Source organism: Priestia sp. 53B2 (genome assembly GCF_056099005.1).
Map to the genome: position 1 here is coordinate 81,910 of NZ_JBLZXA010000030.1, position 19,412 is coordinate 101,321.

General features: G+C 36.8%; 21 protein-coding genes and 2 pseudogenes. 7 read left to right on the forward strand and 16 right to left on the reverse strand.

The features are described from left to right. Positions 1 to 20 precede the first annotated feature (20 nt). Both ACN6NE_RS25020 and ACN6NE_RS25025 read right to left on the reverse strand, forming a co-directional pair. Complete coding sequence (locus ACN6NE_RS25020; RefSeq protein WP_474328000.1) at positions 21 to 362, reverse strand: DUF3147 family protein; 342 nt, start codon at positions 360 to 362, stop codon at positions 21 to 23. Then, positions 355 to 762 (reverse strand): MarR family winged helix-turn-helix transcriptional regulator, encoded by a 408-nt coding sequence (locus tag ACN6NE_RS25025; protein ID WP_129709646.1) that lies wholly within the window; start codon positions 760 to 762, stop codon positions 355 to 357. The genes ACN6NE_RS25020 and ACN6NE_RS25025 overlap by 8 nt, the downstream gene beginning before the upstream one ends. A gap of 174 nt (positions 763 to 936) precedes the next feature. On the opposite strand from ACN6NE_RS25025, the gene pssA reads away from it, so the two are divergent. Continuing rightward, positions 937 to 1,428: a CDP-diacylglycerol--serine O-phosphatidyltransferase gene (gene pssA, locus ACN6NE_RS25030; protein WP_170959531.1), complete on the forward strand. Its 492-nt coding sequence runs from the start codon at positions 937 to 939 to the stop codon at positions 1,426 to 1,428. Positions 1,429 to 1,460: 32 nt separating this feature from the next. On the opposite strand, the gene ACN6NE_RS25035 is transcribed toward pssA, so the two are convergent. Continuing rightward, positions 1,461 to 1,688 (reverse strand): hypothetical protein, encoded by a 228-nt coding sequence (locus tag ACN6NE_RS25035; protein WP_129709648.1) that lies wholly within the window; start codon positions 1,686 to 1,688, stop codon positions 1,461 to 1,463. 193 nt (positions 1,689 to 1,881) lie between these two features. Between ACN6NE_RS25035 and ACN6NE_RS25040 the strand changes: the two genes are divergently transcribed. Next, complete coding sequence (locus ACN6NE_RS25040; RefSeq protein ID WP_016764340.1) at positions 1,882 to 2,640, forward strand: TrmB family transcriptional regulator; 759 nt, start codon at positions 1,882 to 1,884, stop codon at positions 2,638 to 2,640. 104 nt (positions 2,641 to 2,744) lie between these two features. Beyond that, positions 2,745 to 3,914, forward strand: a complete 1,170-nt coding sequence (locus tag ACN6NE_RS25045) for an MFS transporter (protein WP_474328002.1) — start codon at positions 2,745 to 2,747, stop codon at positions 3,912 to 3,914. A gap of 44 nt (positions 3,915 to 3,958) precedes the next feature. Here ACN6NE_RS25045 and ACN6NE_RS25050 read toward each other — a convergent pair whose 3' ends face one another. The 7 genes and pseudogenes from ACN6NE_RS25050 to ACN6NE_RS25080 form a co-directional block, all read right to left on the reverse strand. Next, positions 3,959 to 4,429: a 2-thiouracil desulfurase family protein gene (locus ACN6NE_RS25050; protein ID WP_129709652.1), complete on the reverse strand. Its 471-nt coding sequence runs from the start codon at positions 4,427 to 4,429 to the stop codon at positions 3,959 to 3,961. 83 nt (positions 4,430 to 4,512) lie between these two features. After that, positions 4,513 to 4,887: pseudogene (locus tag ACN6NE_RS25055) on the reverse strand (Asp23/Gls24 family envelope stress response protein); the annotation flags it as partial. A gap of 93 nt (positions 4,888 to 4,980) precedes the next feature. Beyond that, on the reverse strand, positions 4,981 to 5,190 hold the full coding sequence (locus ACN6NE_RS25060) for a DUF2273 domain-containing protein (protein WP_129709654.1): 210 nt from the start codon (positions 5,188 to 5,190) through the stop codon (positions 4,981 to 4,983). 15 nt (positions 5,191 to 5,205) lie between these two features. After that, complete coding sequence (gene amaP / locus ACN6NE_RS25065; protein ID WP_474328005.1) at positions 5,206 to 5,748, reverse strand: alkaline shock response membrane anchor protein AmaP; 543 nt, start codon at positions 5,746 to 5,748, stop codon at positions 5,206 to 5,208. A 147-nt stretch (positions 5,749 to 5,895) separates the two neighbouring features. Continuing rightward, positions 5,896 to 6,726: a YihY/virulence factor BrkB family protein gene (locus ACN6NE_RS25070; protein ID WP_129709658.1), complete on the reverse strand. Its 831-nt coding sequence runs from the start codon at positions 6,724 to 6,726 to the stop codon at positions 5,896 to 5,898. A 282-nt stretch (positions 6,727 to 7,008) separates the two neighbouring features. Beyond that, the gene (locus tag ACN6NE_RS25075) at positions 7,009 to 7,371 is read right to left on the reverse strand and encodes a YidH family protein (protein WP_474328008.1); all 363 of its coding nucleotides are present in this window, start codon (positions 7,369 to 7,371) and stop codon (positions 7,009 to 7,011) included. Positions 7,372 to 7,555: 184 nt separating this feature from the next. After that, positions 7,556 to 9,007, reverse strand: a pseudogene (locus ACN6NE_RS25080) (alanine/glycine:cation symporter family protein). Positions 9,008 to 9,480: 473 nt separating this feature from the next. Between ACN6NE_RS25080 and ACN6NE_RS25085 the strand changes: the two are divergent. Next, a complete protein-coding gene (locus ACN6NE_RS25085) occupies positions 9,481 to 10,680 on the forward strand; it encodes a multidrug efflux MFS transporter (RefSeq protein ID WP_028413132.1) in 1,200 nt (399 codons plus the stop codon). A gap of 33 nt (positions 10,681 to 10,713) precedes the next feature. On the opposite strand, the gene ACN6NE_RS25090 is transcribed toward ACN6NE_RS25085, so the two are convergent. The 4 genes from ACN6NE_RS25090 to ACN6NE_RS25105 form a co-directional block, all read right to left on the reverse strand. Continuing rightward, positions 10,714 to 11,013, reverse strand: a complete 300-nt coding sequence (locus tag ACN6NE_RS25090; protein WP_129709910.1) for a TIGR04104 family putative zinc finger protein — start codon at positions 11,011 to 11,013, stop codon at positions 10,714 to 10,716. Between the two features lie 152 nt (positions 11,014 to 11,165). Beyond that, positions 11,166 to 12,338 (reverse strand): MFS transporter, encoded by a 1,173-nt coding sequence (locus tag ACN6NE_RS25095; protein ID WP_474328010.1) that lies wholly within the window; start codon positions 12,336 to 12,338, stop codon positions 11,166 to 11,168. After that, the gene (locus tag ACN6NE_RS25100) at positions 12,308 to 12,754 is read right to left on the reverse strand and encodes a MerR family transcriptional regulator (protein ID WP_025751711.1); all 447 of its coding nucleotides are present in this window, start codon (positions 12,752 to 12,754) and stop codon (positions 12,308 to 12,310) included. The genes ACN6NE_RS25095 and ACN6NE_RS25100 overlap by 31 nt, the downstream gene beginning before the upstream one ends. Positions 12,755 to 12,907: 153 nt before the next feature. Beyond that, positions 12,908 to 13,570, reverse strand: a complete 663-nt coding sequence (locus tag ACN6NE_RS25105) for a hypothetical protein (RefSeq protein WP_129709916.1) — start codon at positions 13,568 to 13,570, stop codon at positions 12,908 to 12,910. 250 nt (positions 13,571 to 13,820) lie between these two features. On the opposite strand from ACN6NE_RS25105, the gene ACN6NE_RS25110 reads away from it, so the two are divergent. Both ACN6NE_RS25110 and ACN6NE_RS25115 read left to right on the forward strand, forming a co-directional pair. Next, positions 13,821 to 14,408: a beta-class carbonic anhydrase gene (locus tag ACN6NE_RS25110; protein ID WP_013057294.1), complete on the forward strand. Its 588-nt coding sequence runs from the start codon at positions 13,821 to 13,823 to the stop codon at positions 14,406 to 14,408. A gap of 16 nt (positions 14,409 to 14,424) precedes the next feature. After that, positions 14,425 to 16,044, forward strand: a complete 1,620-nt coding sequence (locus tag ACN6NE_RS25115) for a SulP family inorganic anion transporter (protein ID WP_474328012.1) — start codon at positions 14,425 to 14,427, stop codon at positions 16,042 to 16,044. Between the two features lie 41 nt (positions 16,045 to 16,085). Here the strand turns inward: ACN6NE_RS25115 and ACN6NE_RS25120 are convergent, their stop codons facing one another. Then, on the reverse strand, positions 16,086 to 16,769 hold the full coding sequence (locus ACN6NE_RS25120; protein ID WP_013057296.1) for a response regulator transcription factor: 684 nt from the start codon (positions 16,767 to 16,769) through the stop codon (positions 16,086 to 16,088). Next, positions 16,747 to 18,237, reverse strand: coding sequence for a sensor histidine kinase (locus ACN6NE_RS25125; protein ID WP_474328014.1), 1,491 nt, complete (start codon positions 18,235 to 18,237; stop codon positions 16,747 to 16,749). Before ACN6NE_RS25125 ends, ACN6NE_RS25120 begins: the two co-directional genes overlap by 23 nt. Before the next feature lie 270 nt (positions 18,238 to 18,507). Between ACN6NE_RS25125 and ACN6NE_RS25130 the strand changes: the two genes are divergently transcribed. Then, a complete protein-coding gene (locus ACN6NE_RS25130; RefSeq protein WP_474328016.1) occupies positions 18,508 to 19,005 on the forward strand; it encodes an N-acetyltransferase family protein in 498 nt (165 codons plus the stop codon). The last annotated feature ends 407 nt before the right edge of the window (positions 19,006 to 19,412 follow it).

Here is a 19,412-nt window from a genome sequence, read left to right on the forward strand (position 1 = left end):
TTGGATTAAATTCCAACAGTTTATGTAGTAATTATTTTAAACAAAATCTTTTGAAGCCCCAAAAATAGACCCCAACACACTACTCCTATGGATAAACACATAAACAAATGAAAGGAATTTTTTAAACAAATATAGACGACAGCAAGTAATAAAATAGTGCCTGGCAGTCCATAAAGAACTCCGAGCGTAAATTGACTGACTACTTCCTTTTTTTCTTCTTGCACTGATAACCATATAATACTCAGTAAACTCACAATAGGAAGAGCAGCCACAATTCCACCGTATATCGGAAATCTTTTGGCCATTTCTGTTACCCCTGTAATAATAAGAGCCGACATTAAAATTTTGATGATACTATACATGTTTTGCACGCTCGCTCAATAACTGAAAAGCCTGTTGAATCAGCTGTTTTTCAGATGCTGTCATTTCGCGTAAAATAGCTGATACTTTTTCTTCATCCAAGCTTGAATTCCGTTTTAATAGGTCTTTTCCTGCTTCTGTTAAATGCAGAATTACTTTTCTTTCATCCTGTATATCTCTATTTTTATATACATACCCTTTATCAATATTTCTCTTTACATGTTCAGATGCCGTATTATGTGAAACGTGTAAATAATCCGCAATTTCTTTTATTCCAACCGAAGATGATTTATCTATATGCTGTAAAAGACGTATTGTTTGGTGTGTAATTTTCTCTTGATGCGTATAGTGCAAATGATAATAAATAGACGTCCAATAGCTGTTTAACTCCTCTACTTTCATGATCCTGCTCCTTTATATCGTATTTTTAGTTATTATCGTATTATACGATATATATATATTACAGGAACGACAGCCAGGTTTCAATACTACCTTCTTTTTATCTGACATCTCACATAATAATACGATTTAACAGTTACACTAATCGTACACACTGTGAAAGGCGGTTGTATGACATTGATTCTTCGACTGTTAAAATGGGTTCCGAATCTCTTTACGATTGGAAATTTGCTAAGCGGCGTATTTTCCATAGCTTTTAATATGAATAGCTACGAACGCTTAGCTGCTCTTTTTATTTTTCTAGCCGCTTTTTTCGATTTATTTGACGGCAAAATTGCGAGAAAGCTAAAAGTTAACAGTGAGTTTGGTGTAGAGCTAGATTCTTTGGCTGATATTATAAGCTTTGGCGTAGCGCCTGCAATGCTATTTCATACTCTTTCTCCCCACTCTTGGCTAACCGTACTCGCTTTTATGATTTATCCAAGCATGGGCGCATTAAGATTAGCTAAATTTAGTGCAAATCCAACCATAGGTTATTTTATAGGGCTTCCTATTCCTTTTCCAGCTCTAATTATCGCACTGCTTGGCATGTTTTATTACGTAAACCCTTACCTTATGATTATTTTAGCTATTTTGATGGTTAGCCCTATTCGAGTAATGAAAATTTAGATGCAATAAAAGACAGACAAAATGCCTGTCTTTTATAGTGCTGTCCATTCTTCGCACAGCATTTTATGCTTGAATTTCAGCTCATGTTCTCTTTTTTCAAGCTGAGCTTGTAAAGAAAGCCACTCGCTATTATCAGGTGCTGAACTTAATTTTTCTTCAAGGGACAGTAAGGAATCCAGTACGTCTTCAAGCTGAGCAGCCACTTCTCTTTGCTGTTTTATGTTCATTTTTTTCAACAATAGTTTTTCATTTTTCTTCATTTTTTTCACCTCTTTCTTTTCTTTACCCAATGTTGAGTGTTTTAGTACTGTAGAAAAGATCTCTTAATAGCTTATCTTATTTTTATGTTTTTTTAGAACATAGTTTAATAAGATTATTATATCTGATACAATTAGTAATACTTTTACGAACCGTGATATACTTAAAAAAAGAAAGGATGATGAATAGAGAATTATGCTGCAAAAATTTGGTTTTTCTCAGTATGAAAGTCAAGTATATGAAGCGCTGCTTGCGAATGATGGCCCGCTGGATGCTAGTTCGATTGTTACGTATTCGCATGTTCCAAAAGCAAAAATTTATGAAGTGCTTAATCGTTTAATTGATAAAGGTATTGTAGTAAATACATTGTCCGGGAAAAAGAAACTTTACTCAGCGGTAGCCCTTCAAACCGTCATTCAAAAACTTACTGCTGATTTTGAAAATGACATTAATGAATTAAAAACATATAAAATTAAAAAAACGTTTACAGATGATCATGTTTGGAGTTTAAAAGATAAATCCTCTATTTCTGCTCACATTGAACAATTGATTCATGAAGCGGAATCTTCTATTATTTTATCCGCTTGGAATGATGAGTTAGAACATTACCGCTCATTGCTAGAAGAAAAAGAGAAACAAGGCGTAAACGTCGAGGTCTTAACCATAGGAAACTTGCAGACTGCCCTCAAACATTTACATACATTAAATCCAATAGATGATCATAAAAACCTTGAGCCGTCGCAGTTGATTATTGTTGACGACGCTTACCTTTTATTTGCCGGCATTGAACATGAGACATGGAAAGCAATAAAAACCATGTCGCAGCCGCTTGTAAAAGTTTTTGCTGATTTCTTTTATCATGACGTTGCACTTACCCATATTACAAAGAAATATCAAGAGCAGCTTCTTCAAGATTCTGAGATCATGGAGCTGCTTACTCGACTTCGATATTAAAAAGGTTACTAATGAATTAGTAACCTTTTTAATATTACCTATTGAAATCTCTTCTAAAAAAGGTTACTATTCTAGTTGTAACTTTTCAAAGAGGGGGTTTTTTGATGAATAAAAAAGTTTACATACTTGCGATTGCTTCCTTTGTTGTTGGAACGGTCGAATTAATTCTAGGAGGCATCTTAGACTTAATTGCCGATGCATTTCATGTATCCTTAGCAAAAGCAGGTTATTTAATCTCTATTTATTCGTTTGTTTATGCCTTGTCTGCGCCGATTTTACTAAATGTGACGGCTAAGATAGAGCGTAAAAAAGTTTATATGTGGACATTATTTATTTTCTTATTGAGCAATGTATTTTCAGCCTACAGTTCGGGCTATTATATGCTACTGATTGGACGTATTCTTGCTGCTGCGAGCGGTTCTTTTATCATTGTATTATCTACCACGATGGCTTCTAGAATGGTAAAACCTGAATACCAAGGCAGAGCAATTGGCATCGTATTTATGGGAATCAGCGGCTCACTTGTTTTAGGCATTCCTCTTGGTATTTTGATTGGAAATGCGCTTGGCTGGCGTCAAGTATTTGTTATGATTGCAATTTTGACTGCCATTATTATGATTACCGTTTGGTTTACAATGGAGCGTCTAGCTCCTGCTCCAATTGTACCGTTAAAAACTCAGGTAAAAGCTTTACGCAATAAAAAAATGCTCGCTATTCACCTAGCAACATTATTTGTACTTGCGGGCCATTTAACGCTTTATGCGTACTTCACGCCATTTTTACAAGAAACGCTAGGATTAAATACAACAATGGTGACCATTATTTATGGTATTTTCGGTCTTGCTGCCGTAGCAGGAGGAGGACTTGGAGGAGCTGTTTCTGATAAATGGAACCCTTCTTCATCTGTTATCACCATGATTGCTCTCTTTTTTGTTAGCATGATTGCTATGCCTTTTGGCGTTCATTTGCCATTCGTTGTGTTCTTGCTTCTTATGATTATTTGGAGTGCGCTCAGCTGGGCGGTCTCACCGGCTCAAAGCAATTTAATTATTCATAGTGCACGCGACACGTCGGACATTTTAATCAGCACCAATGCAGCGATTTCACACGTAGGAATTGCGATCGGCTCCTATGTTGGAGGAATTGTCGTTAATCAATACTCTGTTATTTATAACGGCTGGGTCGGATCTATTTTTGTTTTGCTTGGTCTTTTCTGCGCTCTTTATGCGGTAACACGAACAGAAAGCACAGCAGATACCCTTCACAGTAAATAAGATTTTATAAAAAAGCGTACACGCATGGTGTACGCTTTTTTTGATTATGATGGGTCTCCATGCATTTCAGCTGCAAATTGAGATTCGGACATAACGATAAAACCATGCTTTCTTAGCAACGCAGTCGTTACCCCTTCACCGGCTATTTTAACATTTGAAAATGCTCCGTTATATATATGTTCACTTCCACATGAAGGGCTGTTTTCTTTTAGTACAATAACAGTAGCTTTTATCTCTTTTGCGATGCTCAGTGCGTTATAGGCCCCGTCTATGTATATATCTGTCACGTCTTTTCCCGATCGTTCAATAACTCGCGCATTTCCGTTTATTACGTCTATTCCCGTTCCTTTTATAATTTCTGCCGGTTCTCTAGGCGTGTGAAATCCACCTAACAGTTCCGGACACATCATCACCGCTTCTTTATTTTCAACGAGCGCTTCAATTTCCTTAACTAAGGCACTGCTTCCATTATATCTGCAAGCTTGACCTGCTAAGCAGGAACTAACCAAAATCACAGAATTCTCCCTCCCATAAAAAAACACTTCTCATTCATCATACAAAGAATATATGATGAATGGAAGTGTTTACCTTTTATATTTTATTCAAGATCACGCTTTGACTCCTGCTCTTTGTCTCGATCCGTTTTCGCTTCAAATTCAGAGCGAGTCATTACGTCCTCTACATGCATATTTACTTCTACTACCTCTAATCCCGTCATATCGTGAACTGATTTTTTTACGTTATTAACAGTTTCAGAGAAAATGGCTGGAACATTTTTTCCGTATTCGACAATTACTTTTAAATCAAGGGCAACTTGCTTTTCTCCTACTTCAGCGTTAATCCCCTTTGTGATATCTTCAGTGTTGCGGAAGCGATCTGTTAACCCGCTCATAAATCCGCCGCTCATTGATAAAATCCCTTTAATTTCATTCGCTGCAATTCCAGCAATTTTTTTAATGACTTGATCTTCAAATGTTAATGTATTTTGATGTGTATTTTCCTAAGATTTTACTGCTGTATTTGTTTCATTAACTGCCATAACTAACATCTCCCTTAAAGTGATTTTCTATCTTCCTTTAGTAAAGAATCCTACCCAAGCATTTATGTCTAAATCACCGTCTCGCCACTTCCCAATTACATAACCAATTCCCATAAAAGCTACAATTAGCAGCGTGGGACCAAAACCAATTGTTAATAGCAAAATTGCCAACACTAAACCTGCCAGAATACCAAGTACTCGGCCACGGTACGGAATCAATTTATCTGGAGTACTCATTATGTCCCTCCTTCATCACACAACACGCTCTTTCTTTCGTGTTTGTGTATCTGTTAAGTCAATACGGACGGAGTGAACGGGAAGCTCGAGTAAGGCCTCCAAGGCGCGTTTTGTTTCAAGCTGCATCTCTTTTCCTAGTGTTGGTAGTCCATCTCGTCCAAACAACGAACAGTTGATATACAGACTAACTTTTTCTTTGCGAGAATGAATAGAGGCCTGGACTTCAGGAGAGCGTATTCCCTGAAAGCTTCTAATTGCTCGTAAAGCTGTAGATTCGATCGTTGCTTTAGAAATTGTTATTTTGCCTTCACCAGTTACAATTGCTAAATTCTTTTTAGGCGGTCTGCTAAATATGCCTGTTAAAAGAAAAATAATAAAAATAACAGCTAAAAATGCGCTTATTGATAAAATTGTATAGTAAAACCACTCCTGATGCTGCCACTTTTCTAACCAGTTTGAAAGGTGAGGAACCCTATAAACCATCCGTGCTAACATACCGGAACAAATCAGTCCTGCAATTCCAATAATTGCGATTAAAAACCGATTAAAATTATTCAATTTTCCACCTCATCTCAACGTGAACTCCTACTGCTTTTTTGTTGTGTGTAAAGGGAAGGCAACGAGATATTCAATAGTTATCCGCAATATTTTTTTGATAAACTTTCTAACTGTAAAACTGAATATAAAGAAAACGACTAGGTTTCCCTAGTCATTTTCCGCGTCTCTATACGGTGTCTTGTGAGCTTTGATGAACTTATTACCGTTTATTAGACCGCCAATTAATAAAATAGCAGCCGTTAAATAAAACCAGACCATTAAAATAATAATACTTCCAAGCTGACCATAGATTTGCGAGTAGCTTCCAAACTGGACATAGTATCCAAATCCGGTAGATACAACTTGCCATCCTAGCGTAGAGAAAACAGCTCCCGGAAGTACATCTTTCCACGTTACTCTTGCGCTTGGCATCAGTTTGTAAAAAAGAATAAAAAAGCCTAATAAAAATAATGTCCCAATTCCCCATCTAATTGTCGTCCAGCTTTGAAACCATATATCAGGAACATGGACTTTTGTTAGTACCAAATGTCGAATGACCTCTTCAATAATTGGTACAAACAATGAAATAGCTACCACAACCATAAAACCAAAAGTTAAAATTAAATCATTGATTAAACCGCGCAAAAACGTTTGTTTTCTTTGAATATGATACGCGTCATTTAACGAGCGAACCAAAGATTGTATAGCCATAGATGCGAGCCAAAAAGTCGCCAATAAACTAAAAGATAAAACTTTTTTCCCGCTATTGTTAACTGTTTCAATTGACCGTTCAATTACGTCGTAGGCGCTTTTAGGCGTAAATGGTTCAATAAATATCAGCAAATTGTTTGTATCAATTGGAAAGAAACTCAGCAGAGAAAAAAGAAAGATAATAAACGGTACAAAAGATAACAAAAAATAGTAGGCTGTTTGAGCAGCCTGATCAAAGAAACGCTCCGTAAAAAAACGAGCGGCAACGGTCTTAGATGTTTGAATCATAACAGCGCTCTCCTTTACTTTCGCTTCACCCTGTAGTGAAATTCATATTCAATTTTTATGTTCAACATGTATTGGATAAGTTTCGGCTTATAAAGCTTTCCTTTTCCATTATCCGCGGTTAACAAAGAATTTAACCTGTAAAATTATACAGCCGGTTCATAAAGAAGATATTATTATAATTACATCTGCCATTACCACCATATCAATAGATCTTCTTTTTCTTTCATAAAACCGTAAATTTTTTGGGACTACTTTCCCTTTTTTCTTACATCTTAAACTTTTTTACGCTATGTTAAAAAAGTAAAACATAAGAGCGCCGATCAGCATCAGCATAATCATTGAAACAAAAATAACCAAAGAGTGAGAAGATTGATACGTTTGGCTGTTAATTTTTTTGCGGGTTGAAAAATAATGATAGGTTGAGAAGAGAAGCAAACCTGCACTTGCAGCTAAAGAAAAGATAATAACAGCAGTAATAATAGTATCGGCTGCTTCACTTAATTTTTTTCCGGAATTGAAATGTAGGCCGCCTGCAACAAAGCCAATGCCGAATGTGGCAATAGACGTTCGAATCCACGCTAAATACGTTCGTTCATTTGCTAAATGCTGCTGAATATAAATGGATTCATTTTCTTTTTTAGTCATTTACATACCACCGTCCTTTTATATGTCTTCTATTATAAATAAATGCTCAAACGAAAATAAATTGAGGACGCTTCACGCCACATTATACCCGAAAAGAACGAATCATTACCATCTTCAAGCGGTCAAAAGAGCTTCTTCATAAATCAAAAAAGCCAACGGGATAACCCCAGCTGGCTTTTTTGATTTATGAAACATTTTCCTTATCTTGATCATGCTGATATTCCTCGTCCCAATAATCAGCGTTTTGAATTCCTAATTTCCTTGGAGAAAAGATAGGGTCTATCCCTAGTTTTCTCTGCTGGCGATAATCTTTTAAAGTTATTAAAGCAGGCTTAGCTAAAATCAAAATTGCAATTAAATTGAGCCAAACCATTATTCCAACTCCGATGTCTGCTAATGCCCATGCAGTTTCAGCCGTTCGGATAGATTCGTATAAAGTAGTGGCTAAAAGAGCTGCCTTAAGGAATATGGATACTATTTTATTTTGTTTGCCTTTCATTACGTAAGCTAAGTTCGTTTCCGCAATATAATACTGTGACATGATCGTAGTAAAGGCGAAAAACACGAGAGAAACAGCTACAAACCCTGATCCGAATCCAGGAAGCACCGTCTCAACTGCTTGCTGCGTATATTGAGGCCCCGCTTCAACTCCTTTTAAATGATCCACAATGAACGAACCATCTGGCGCTTGGGTGCTGTAAGAACCTGTAATTAAAATCATAAAGGTTGTAGCAGAGCATACAAGCAGCGTATCAATATAAACTGAAAAAGCTTGTACCAAACCTTGCTTGGCAGGATGTGAGACTTCCGTTGCTCCCGCGGGGTGAGCTCCGGTACCTTGACCCGCTTCATTTGAATATACACCTCGCTTGACTCCCCACGCTATAGCCATGCCAATAACTCCGCCGAACGTAGAATCAAGTGCAAACGCACTTTTAAAGATTAAAGCAAGAACTACTGGTAAAGCTTGAATGTTCAATCCGATAATCACTAACGAAACAAGAACATATCCAATGACCATAAACGGAACAACATATTGTGCCACGGCAGCAATACGCTTAACGCCTCCAAAAATAATTAATCCTAAAATAACAACAAGTACAATTCCAGACGTTAAAGGCGGAATTGAAAATGCATTATTTAGCCCTGCTGTAATTGAATTTGCTTGTACTCCTGGTCCAAGTACACTCATAGCTAGCAATGCGGCAAAAGCGAAAATCAGTGCATACCACTTCTTCCCCATGCCTTTTTCAATATAATAAGCAGGCCCACCTCGGTATTCTCCTTTATCTTTCACTTTTTAAATTTGGGCAAGTGTTGATTCAATAAATGCACTAGCTGAACCTATAAAAGCAATAAACCACATCCAAAAAACTGCTCCTGGACCACCGAACGCAATTGCTGTTGCAACTCCCGCAATATTTCCAACTCCTACGCGCCCTGATAAAGCAAGTGTTAACGCTTGGAAAGACGAAACGCCCGATTCAGAACTTTTTCCATTAAAAAGTAAAGTAACCATATCTTTCAAATATCGAACTTGTACAAATCTAGTGAGAATAGTAAATAAAAGTCCCACTCCTATACATAGATAAAGCATCGGCGTACTCCAAATCATTTCACTTATTGTACTAATCATCTGCTCCAATATACACTCCTTCTTAAAACACTCTCCACATTATGAATAATGAGAACATAGTTTTAATATAGAGTTAAAAAACAGAAAATTCACTCTTTTTGTTAGGTTGTTTTACACATTATTTGATAAATAGACAAAATTTGTGGATATAACGTATATTTTGGACAGATTATCTGACGCATTTTTCAGTGATGCGTAAGTTCTTTACATAATTCCCACTGTCACAGCATAAGGTAATAAGTGAACCAAAGGTCGCTTTATGTTCTAAGGCAAGCGTAAACACAGGACATCTTTCTGTTTTCATTTCACGTTAATAGTTCACTAAGTGAATCATTTTAATTTTAAATATTTCTGATATATGGTATAATTTAAACTGATAAAAAGATGCTGCATGTATACTAAAAGAGCAGGCCGTATGGTTTCGCTCTTTTGTTGTTTTCACGCCATGCGGCACAACGAAAGAAGGAAATAGAATGGAATTATGGAAACGAAACTTGTACATTTGCTGGTTCGGTTCTTTTTGCACCACAGCCGGGATGAGTTTAGTTATTCCGTTTTTACCGCTTTATATTGAAAAGCTGGGAGTTCACGATACAAGCTCCATCAGCAGATGGGCTGGTATTGCATTTGGAGCTACCTTTTTAATGGCGGCTATTGTTTCTCCTTTATGGGGGAGTTTGGCCGATAAATATGGGCGAAAGCTTATGCTCCTTCGCGCAAGCTTGGGTATGGCAATTGTTATGACTTCTATTGGTTTTGTGCAAAATGTCTATCAGCTTGTCGGACTGCGCTTTTTAATGGGGGCCGTTTCCGGCTTCATCTCTGCAGCCATTACGTTAGTAGCGACTCAAACACCTAAAGAGCACAGCGGTAAAGCATTAGGTACGTTGTCTACAGGGGCTGTATCAGGCTCTTTATTAGGACCGCTAGTAGGCGGCTACTTAGGAGATACAATCGGGCTACGCCACGTCTTTTTCGTTACGGGTGCATTTATGTTTTTGTCTTTTTTAATTGTAAATTTAATTCAAGAAGACAAAAAAGAGACGGCGAAAACGACGAAAGAATCTAACATTGGGTTACTGTCTCTTAAGAATTCAAAGGCCGTGATTGGTGTATTTGTTACAACTTTTTTACTGCAGCTTGCGGTTATGGCTATTCAGCCAATCGTTACACTGTATGTAAAACAACTGTCTACTCATACCGATCACCTTGCCCTTATTTCAGGCTTTGTCGTGGCGGCAACAGGAATTTCAAATATTTTAGCTGCATCAAAACTTGGCAAAGTCAGTGATCGCGTGGGTCCTCAAAATGTGCTTCAAATATGCTTGCTTATCGTAGCGGTTATTTGCGGCTTGCAGGCCTTTGTGCATAGTACTTGGCAGCTATTCTTACTTCGTTTTTTACTCGGTTTTGCAATGGGAGGATTATTACCTTCTATTAATTCTTATTTAAAGAAAATTGTACCGGACTCTATTACAGGTAAAATGTTTGGCTATAATCAAACAGCCCAATATTTTGGGAATTTAGCCGGTCCAGTCATTGGCGGACAAATTGCCGGAGCTAAAGGAATTCCTTACGTATTCTTAACAACCAGTGTTCTTTTACTATTGAATGCTGGGTGGGTGTATTATCAGCGCCATCACGGACAACAGCTAGACGGTAAAGCCGCATAAAAAAACCTTCCGTTTTAACGGAAGGTTTTTTTATTACCACAAGGGTTCTTCTTCGCTGCTTACTTCATAAGAAAGTGGCATCATAATAACCGCTGCTATGAAGAAAATAAGCTCCGCGACAACAATGGATGGAAAGGAAAAGTCAAATAGTGAGAGAATAAGCCAAATAATAAGGGGTGCAAAGGAGTAGATTGATAATCGCTTTTGGGATTTTGCAGAGATATACTGTTGTTTGTCACAGTGTGGGCATTCTAAAACGTTTCTAAATGTTAACAGTTGGTTAAAGGTTGTCCTCCAGTTCCATTTATGATTACAATTTTGACAGGTGGCCATGGGCATCACGCTCCTAAAAAGATTTATGTACATATAAAGTATACGTACAAGTTGGTAAAGAGTTTCATTTTTATGATTAAAAACGTTTTTACTATTATAACATAAAACAAAATAAAAGGCTTTTTACAAGAAAAAGCCTTTTATTTCAACGTTTATTTAGATACAGCTTCATTCGTTTGAGAAATTGTTTTTACTTTTATAACCATAATAACAAAAGCTAGCAACCCAAGAATCGCTGCTACGAGAAAAGGAGCTTGAGGCGCTACGGCATTGCCGATAACTCCGGATAATAAAGGAGCAAACGCTGCACCTAACCATCTTAAGAAATTATATCCTCCAGATGTAATTCCTCGTTCATAAGGAGATACTTCCATTACATGACTCGTAAATAATGCATTATTAAGTCCTGATACAAGACCTGCTGCCATGATTAAAACAATACGCAACCATGTTGCATCAAAGGCAAATAAACAAATTAAAATAAGTGAAAAAACAATTAAGCTAACATGTAACACTTGTTTTGGCTGATATCTTTTTTCTAACTGATGTGCTAAAACCGCTGAGCCATAAGCTAAACATAATCCCCATCCAAAAAAAACAAAGCCAATTTGAAGAGCTCCGATCGATAGAATAAGCGGCGTATAAGCTAACACTGTAAAAAATCCGTAGTAATAAAGCATGCCTGATACAGCGCCTTGAGTAAATGGTTTTAATTTATAAAGTTTAACCATGTCTTTAAAACCCGCTGCTTTACGAGGCTTAGTGCTTGTAGGCTGTTTAACAATCGTTAATACTAAAATAAAGGCGATAAAAATTAAAGCACTTGTACCGAAAAACGGCAATCTCCAAGAAGCATTTCCTAACACGCCTCCTACAAGCGGTCCTCCGGCCATTCCTAAACCAATTGCAGCTTCATATAATCCTACTGCTTTTTTCACTTCACCTGATAATGCAATAAGCAGCGTCATAGCTGTTGCAAAGAAAAACGAATTACCAAGTCCCCATCCTGCTCGGAAAATGGAAAGCTGAGGAATATTGTTAGAAAACCCGCATAGGGCTGCAAAAATCGTCACAATGATAAGTCCTGTTACCATCAAACGCTTGTCTCCTACACGTGATGCTAAGATGCCTGCTGGAATCATCATAATAGCCATCATTAGCAAATAGGAAGTAAATAACATTTCTACTTGCCAATGAGAAGCTCCAATTTGCTTAGCAATCTCCGGTAAAATCGGATCTACTACCCCGATTCCCATAAATGCTAAAAAAGTAGCTACTACCGTAATAATTTGACCTAATCGGTTATTTGAATGCTGTCCTTCCACTCTTTCATCTCTCCTTTTGTTTTTGTTTTTTCATGTATTTCCATAGCAGATTCTCGCATTTCTTTTAATTCTGTTTTAAATGCCTGCATTTTAACCACTTTAAATTCAATCATCTTGATTTGATTTTCCAGTAAATTTTCTATTTTAGTTATCTCTTTCGCTGATAATCCTTGCTGCTCACTTCTTTCTTCAATCATTCTTTTGAGCGACATAAACTGCTGCAGCTCCTGTAAAGAAAAACCGAGAACTTCTTTTGCTTCTGCTACTTTTCTTAGTTCTTTTACCTCTTCTTCGGAATAAATCCGTGCATTTCCTTTTGTGCGCTGCGGGGGCAAAATGAGTCCAATCTCTTCATAATACCGAAGAGCACGCTTGGTCAAACCGGTCATTTTCGTCACGTCATCGATTAGATACATGTTTTCCGCTTTACCTCCCTTTAACATTGACGTTAACGTTAACTATCTATCACTATTATAGATTAACGTTAACGTTAATGTCAATAAAATCAAGGCATTTTATGTAAATTTAAAAAATATGTGCACAAAAAAACCTATTGATAAATCAATAGGTTACATCAATATGTCATATAGCTGCTGTGCTGTTTCTCCTGTTACTTTGCCGTATACCCCTCTTCTTTTAGAAGTAAGTTCTGCATTCTCGGCGGTGAATCGTACATTGTATACGACTCCTTCATAAGTAAGCTGTACATCTGGATCAAGAGCGACGCTGTAATCAGCTTTTTTCCATTGAATTTGTTTCATAATTGATTCTACAGTTAAAGCATCTTCTGAACTTAACGTTTTATCTCCTGCTTTTATAGGCTTACCCTCCCTTTTTTTATTAAGTTTTAGTTCAGAATGAGAAGATGAAAATTCAAGTTGGTTTTTATCATGCGCTATGAAATCTTGGGGCAGTTCTACATAGCGGACAACTTCTCCTTCGTGTACAAACACAAGCATTTGATTAGCAGCAGATATTTTTTTCATCGCCTCTTCACTGATCGGTGCGTTTACAAGTTTTTCTACGTCGGCTTTCTTGCTTTTGTTTGTTAATAAATATCCTTTTTCCCATTTAAAATCACTTAACTTCGATACATCCACTGAGCTTACACCTTTTTTTTCAAATGATTGCTGAATATTCTCCCCCATTTCTTTGTCGTTGGTGACTTGGGCATTAGAACTGCACCCTACTAAACAACAGAAAATAATGCCTATTGCTATAAGAGCCTTCACTTTTGCCTTCCTCCTCTCTACCATTCTTTTAGGAAATTCCAACTTTGTACCATTTTAACATATAATTCCTATTTTTCCGCAAAAAACAAATAAAGAATACGCTTACATAATTTCACGCATATAAATTTGATTTATTTATAAGTTTTTTCTGAATATTTTAAGAAAATTTTAATATTTTATTTAGTTCGTTTTTAAACTTTATCTTTAGACTAAAAAATAAGTTAAAAATAAATAATGCAGGAGGAAAACAATGACTTGTCTATCTGAAGTTTTAAAGTTTAATGAAAAATTTGTAACAAATAATCAATTTGAGGCTTTTCAAACATCCAAATTTCCTAACAAAAAAATAGTAATCTTAACTTGTATGGATACACGTTTGTTAGAATTACTTCCTAAAGCCATGGGGCTAAAAAATGGAGATGCAAAAATAGTTAAAAATGCCGGAGCTGTTATCTCTCATCCCTTTGGCAGCGTCATGAGAAGTATATTAGTTGCCGTCTACGCTTTGCAAGCTGATGAGGTATGTGTCATCGGTCATCATGAATGTGGAATGACGGGCATGAAAGCTGAAGCTATTTTAGCCTCTGCTGAACAAAGAGGGATTAGCACGGAGCAGATTCGCAATCTAAAATATGCTGGCATTGATTTAGAATCATGGCTGACTGGGTTTGAATGTGTAGAAGATAGTGTCGAAAACAGTGTGGATATGATTCGAAATCACCCTTTATTACCAAAAGACGTGCTTGTTTCTGGAATGGTTATTCATCCCTCAACAGGAAAACTTGATGTCGTTGTAAACGGCTATTCCCAAGATCGAGCTGAAACCGTAAGCTCATGAAGGAGGATTTTATCGAATGCTAAAAGATAACCGATTTCAAGGCTATTCAGCAGGGCATTTACAAAAAGACATTATCGCCGGTTTGGTTGTTGGGGTCGTTGCTATTCCTTTAGCGATGGCCTTTGCCATCGCTTCTGGTGTAAGACCTGAATACGGGATTTATACAACCATTATCGCAGGGATTATGGTTTCAATATTAGGCGGATCGAAATTTCAAATTGCAGGTCCAACAGGTGCATTTGTTCCGGTGCTGCTTGGAGTTGTCATGCAATATGGTTATGAGAACCTCATTATTGCCGGCTTCATGGCTGGAATTATGATTACGCTTCTCGGAATATTTAAGCTAGGGAAATTTATAAAGTTTATTCCGCGCCCTGTGACGATTGGATTTACAGCAGGAATTGCGATTATTATTTTCTCAGGTCAGATCGCTAATTTTTTAGGATTAAAAGGAATTGCAAAACATGAGGAATTTCATTTAAATATGATTGAAATCCTACGAAAAATTGCAACGATTAACATTTACAGCGTCATCATAGCCGCTATTTGTTTAGCTATCGTGATTACAACGCCAAAGTTTTTACCTAAAGTTCCCGGTGCCCTTCTAGGTCTTCTTGTCTCCACACTTGTAGCCATTACACTGTTCCCAGGAAAAGTTGCAACGATTGGCTCTACTTACGGTGCCATTCCGAGTAAACTACCATCTTTTAGCTTCCCAGATTTAACATGGGATAACATCGTGATGCTATTTCCGGCTGCCTGCGTAATTGCGATGCTTGGAGGCATTGAATCTTTACTATCGGCTGTTGTTGCTGATAATATGGCCAAAACCAAGCATAATAGCAATAAAGAGCTTGTAGGCCAAGGAATTGCTAATATCGCTACCTCGCTATTTGGCGGAATTCCAGCAACTGGTGCCATTGCCAGAACAGCTACCAATATCAAAAACGGCGCAGCTTCTCCGTTATCAGGAGTCATACACGGGCTAGTTGTTTTATTGGTCCTTGTGATGCTGGCTCCTTATGCATCAAACATTCCGCTGGCAAGTATGGCACCTATTTTAATGTTTGTGGCTTGGAATATGAGTGAGCGTAAAGAATTTGCGCATATTTTAAAAACCAAGTCAGCTGATTCATTTGTACTTGTAGCTACGTTTTTATTAACAGTTTCAATCGATTTAACAACAGGTGTAGGCGTGGGTCTACTTTTAGCTATTGTCATGTTCGTGAAACGCATGAGCGGATCACTGAAGATTTCAAAGGTTTTAACGGAAACATCTGAAAACGCTCACAAATCTGAGTTGATGGAATATACCATGCAAGGATCTCTTTTCTTTGGATCGGCTGAAGTATTAGAAGATACCTTTGATAACATCGCTGAAGCGAAACCGAAAGTTTTATTGCTTCGAATGAGCCAAGTATCCTTTATTGATACATCTGGAGAAGCTTTACTATCGAAGGTGGTCGAACGTTTGAAAGATTCGCATAGCCAAGTCGTTATTTCCGGGTTACAGCATCAGCCGAAAGAAATGTTAAAGTCAACCGGTCTATATGATAAAATCGGTGAAAAGAATATATTTTCTTCCGAACCTCCCGTGAGTAAGATTAAGGCTCGTCATAGAATCGTTACTACGTAATAAAAAAGAGATCCGCACGATTAATCGTTCGGATCTCTTTTTTAAATATTAAACCGGTACCCTGCTCCCCAAACCGTTTCTAGGTACTGAGGATCTGCTGGGTTTTCTTCTAACTTTTCTCTTAGTTTTCGAATGTGAACTGTTACGGTTGAAATGTCTCCTGAAGAATCAAATCCCCAAATTTTTTCAAATAGATGTTCTTTACTTAATACTTGATTTGGATGAGAAACGATAAACTTCAGCAAATCGAATTCCTTCGCTGTAAAAAACACTTCTTTGTCATTCACAAATACTCTTCTAGCGAGCGTGTCAATCGCTAAGCCATGAATACGAATCATACGCTTTTCCTGCTTATCAGAGAGTCTTTCATATCTCGCTAAATGCGCTTTGACTCTTGCGACCAGCTCCCCAGGGCTGAATGGCTTGGTAATATAGTCATCTGCACCTAGCCCGAGCCCTCTAATTTTATCGATTTCTTCTTTTTTAGCTGAAACTAAAATGATTGGAATATCTTTTGCAGCTCGAATTTGCTTGCACACTTCAAATCCGCTCACTTTAGGGAGCATAATATCCAAAATAACCAGATCAAAATGTTCATTTAACGCTTTTTCTAATCCCTTATCACCGCTATATTGAACGTCTATTTCAAAATCATTAATTTCTAAATAATCTCTTTGCAATTCAGCAATACTTACTTCATCTTCAATTAACAATATCTTCTTCATATGTATCACCATTTTCATTCATTTTTTGCAAAGAAAAGAAAATACTTGTTCCTTCGCCAAGTTTACTTAGTGCCCAGATGTCTCCCCCGTGGCGTTCAACGATTTGTTTTGCAATAGCCAGTCCAAGTCCACTTCCTCCAGTATTACTGTTGCGGGACTGTTCTGCTCGATAAAACCGGTCAAAAATATGCGCTAATGCTTCCGGTGAAATCCCTGCGCCGTTGTCTTTCACTTCAATAATGAGTTCACTTTCGGTAGCAGAAAGAACGATATCGATTCTTCTTCTTTCTTTATCCATAAATTTAATACTGTTGGTTGTTAAATTTATTAAAACTCTTCGCAGCTGCTCAGCATCTGCCTTTGCATACAGTGTCGTTAGAGAATCATTAGAAAATAAAACATCAATATCATGCTCGCTCATTTCAAACTGAAGCTCTTGCACATAACTTTCCATAAATGCAGAAATATTAAGTTTTTTAAACACAAATGGAATTTCGTGCAAATCCAATTTTGAAAATAAAAACAGCTCATCGATTAACGCATTCATGTCTTTTGCTTTCGTTGAAATCGTTAACAAATATTTAGAAAGCTTATCTGGCGTATTAGCTACTCCGTCTTGAATTCCTTCTACATATCCTACAATGGAAGTAATAGGAGTTCGTAAATCGTGTGAAATACTTGACAGCAGCTGCTTTCGGTTATCTTCATACTGAATTTGCAGTTCAACAGAAGATTTTAGTTTTTGCCTCATTTCTTCAAAAGCTTGCGTTAATTCGCCTATTTCATCCTTTGAATTAGCAGAGATCTCAAAGTGAAGATCACCTTGTTTTATTTTTTCAGCCGCTTCTTTTAATTCACGAATGGGTTTAATAATGCTTCTTGAAACAAGATAGTTTAAAAATCCAATAATCACAATTACTAAAATTAATAGTAGGAAGATTAAAAAAGGGAAAATCCGATTAATAATACCTACATAAGGGCTGATTTTTCGCAAAACGTAAATGCTTCCTTTTTCTTGATTCGAGAAAGGAAAATCAAGGTTGATATATGTAAAGTACTGCTTGCCTATGCGCAGCATGTCCTGCTGATACGAATGATTTCCTTTACTTTTTTGATGCTTTGGCAAGTATTTACGAAGGTTTTCTCCTTTAACGGATTCTGAAGCATATACAATCTCTGTGTTTTTTTGAATCACAATATCAATATTTTCAAATTCATATTTTTTAACCGTCTCCGGCCGCAGCAGCTGTTCTGGTTTTTTTTCACTCAATAACTTTAAATCTAAGAATGCATTTTCTTCTTCTGGCGTTAACAATTTATACTCATAGGAGTGACTGTACAGTTTTCTTACAAAATCGGCGTCTCCAGTAATGGAGAAGAAAATGAGAAAGCCCGATAAAAAAAGCAAAATAATAAAGACAAACACAATACTGATATACGTTAAAATAAAACGCAGCTGAATTGACATTTCTTACCCTATGCCCCTTTGGCTTTAACAAAACTATTTGATAGACTAGTAAAGGTGAATAACAAATAGATCGTTAGACATTATACATATAGCAAAAATTAAAACAACAAAACAAATGTATATTCTCACTTTACCGTGATAGAGTGAGAATGAACACCACCTTTTTTACCATTTTATGAATTACTGGAAAATTATGATCTATTTTTCATAATATTCTTAGGCTGAAAGTTATACTATATGCCTTAATATTTTAAAAAAGGAGACTTTTTAATGAAAATTATTAAAGCTACTTCCTCTCACATCCCTTCTGTTGCCCGTCTATACGTAGACAGCTGGCGCATTACATACAAAGGGTTAGTACCTGATGCTTATTTAAAAAACTTGTCTTATAAACAAAGTCAAGAAAAATGGTCCCTTTTTCTTATCGAGCCTTCTCATTTTATTTTGCTCGCTATCGATGAACGAGGAGAGATTGTCGGCTTTTCAGCAGGTAAGCCTCATTTGTCCCGTGCTGAAATATACGCGCTATACGTTTGCAAGGAAGTGCAAAACCAAGGAATTGGTCATCTTCTATTTTCTCATTCAGTAAAAGAATTTGCTGATCAGCAATATACGTCTATGATTATTTGGGCTATGAAGAAAAATAAGAAAGCCGTTCAGTTTTATAAAAAATCAGGCGGCAAAAAAATCTTGAATCGCACAAGTCAGTTTGGAGAAACTAAAGTTGAAGACGAAGCATACGGTTGGGAACGTCTTCCTTCTATATAAATAAACGAGCACACTGGTGTGCTCGTTTATTTGATAGCAACTCCTGTCGAAGAATTTTCTGGAGCTTGAGTTCGTTTTAGAAAAAAAGATAAGACGAGGGCAATCACTCCAACGATAGCAGAAAGAAGAAATGCTTGCTGCTATCTGAAAATCAGCGCATTTACTTGTGCTAACTAAAGCCGTATTCGGTTCATTTAATCCTTTTAACATGGTCATAAGCGTTTCATTTAAAATAGCTATAAATGCGCCTATCACTAATGATGAAATGATAGGACCTCGCTTTGTTAGGCTCATCCCCATTCTCCCTTTTCATTTTATTTAAATTCATCTTACTATTACCTATACTTATTCACAATTCAGATATTAGAAAAGTGCTTTATAAGCATATACATAACCTTTTAGAATGA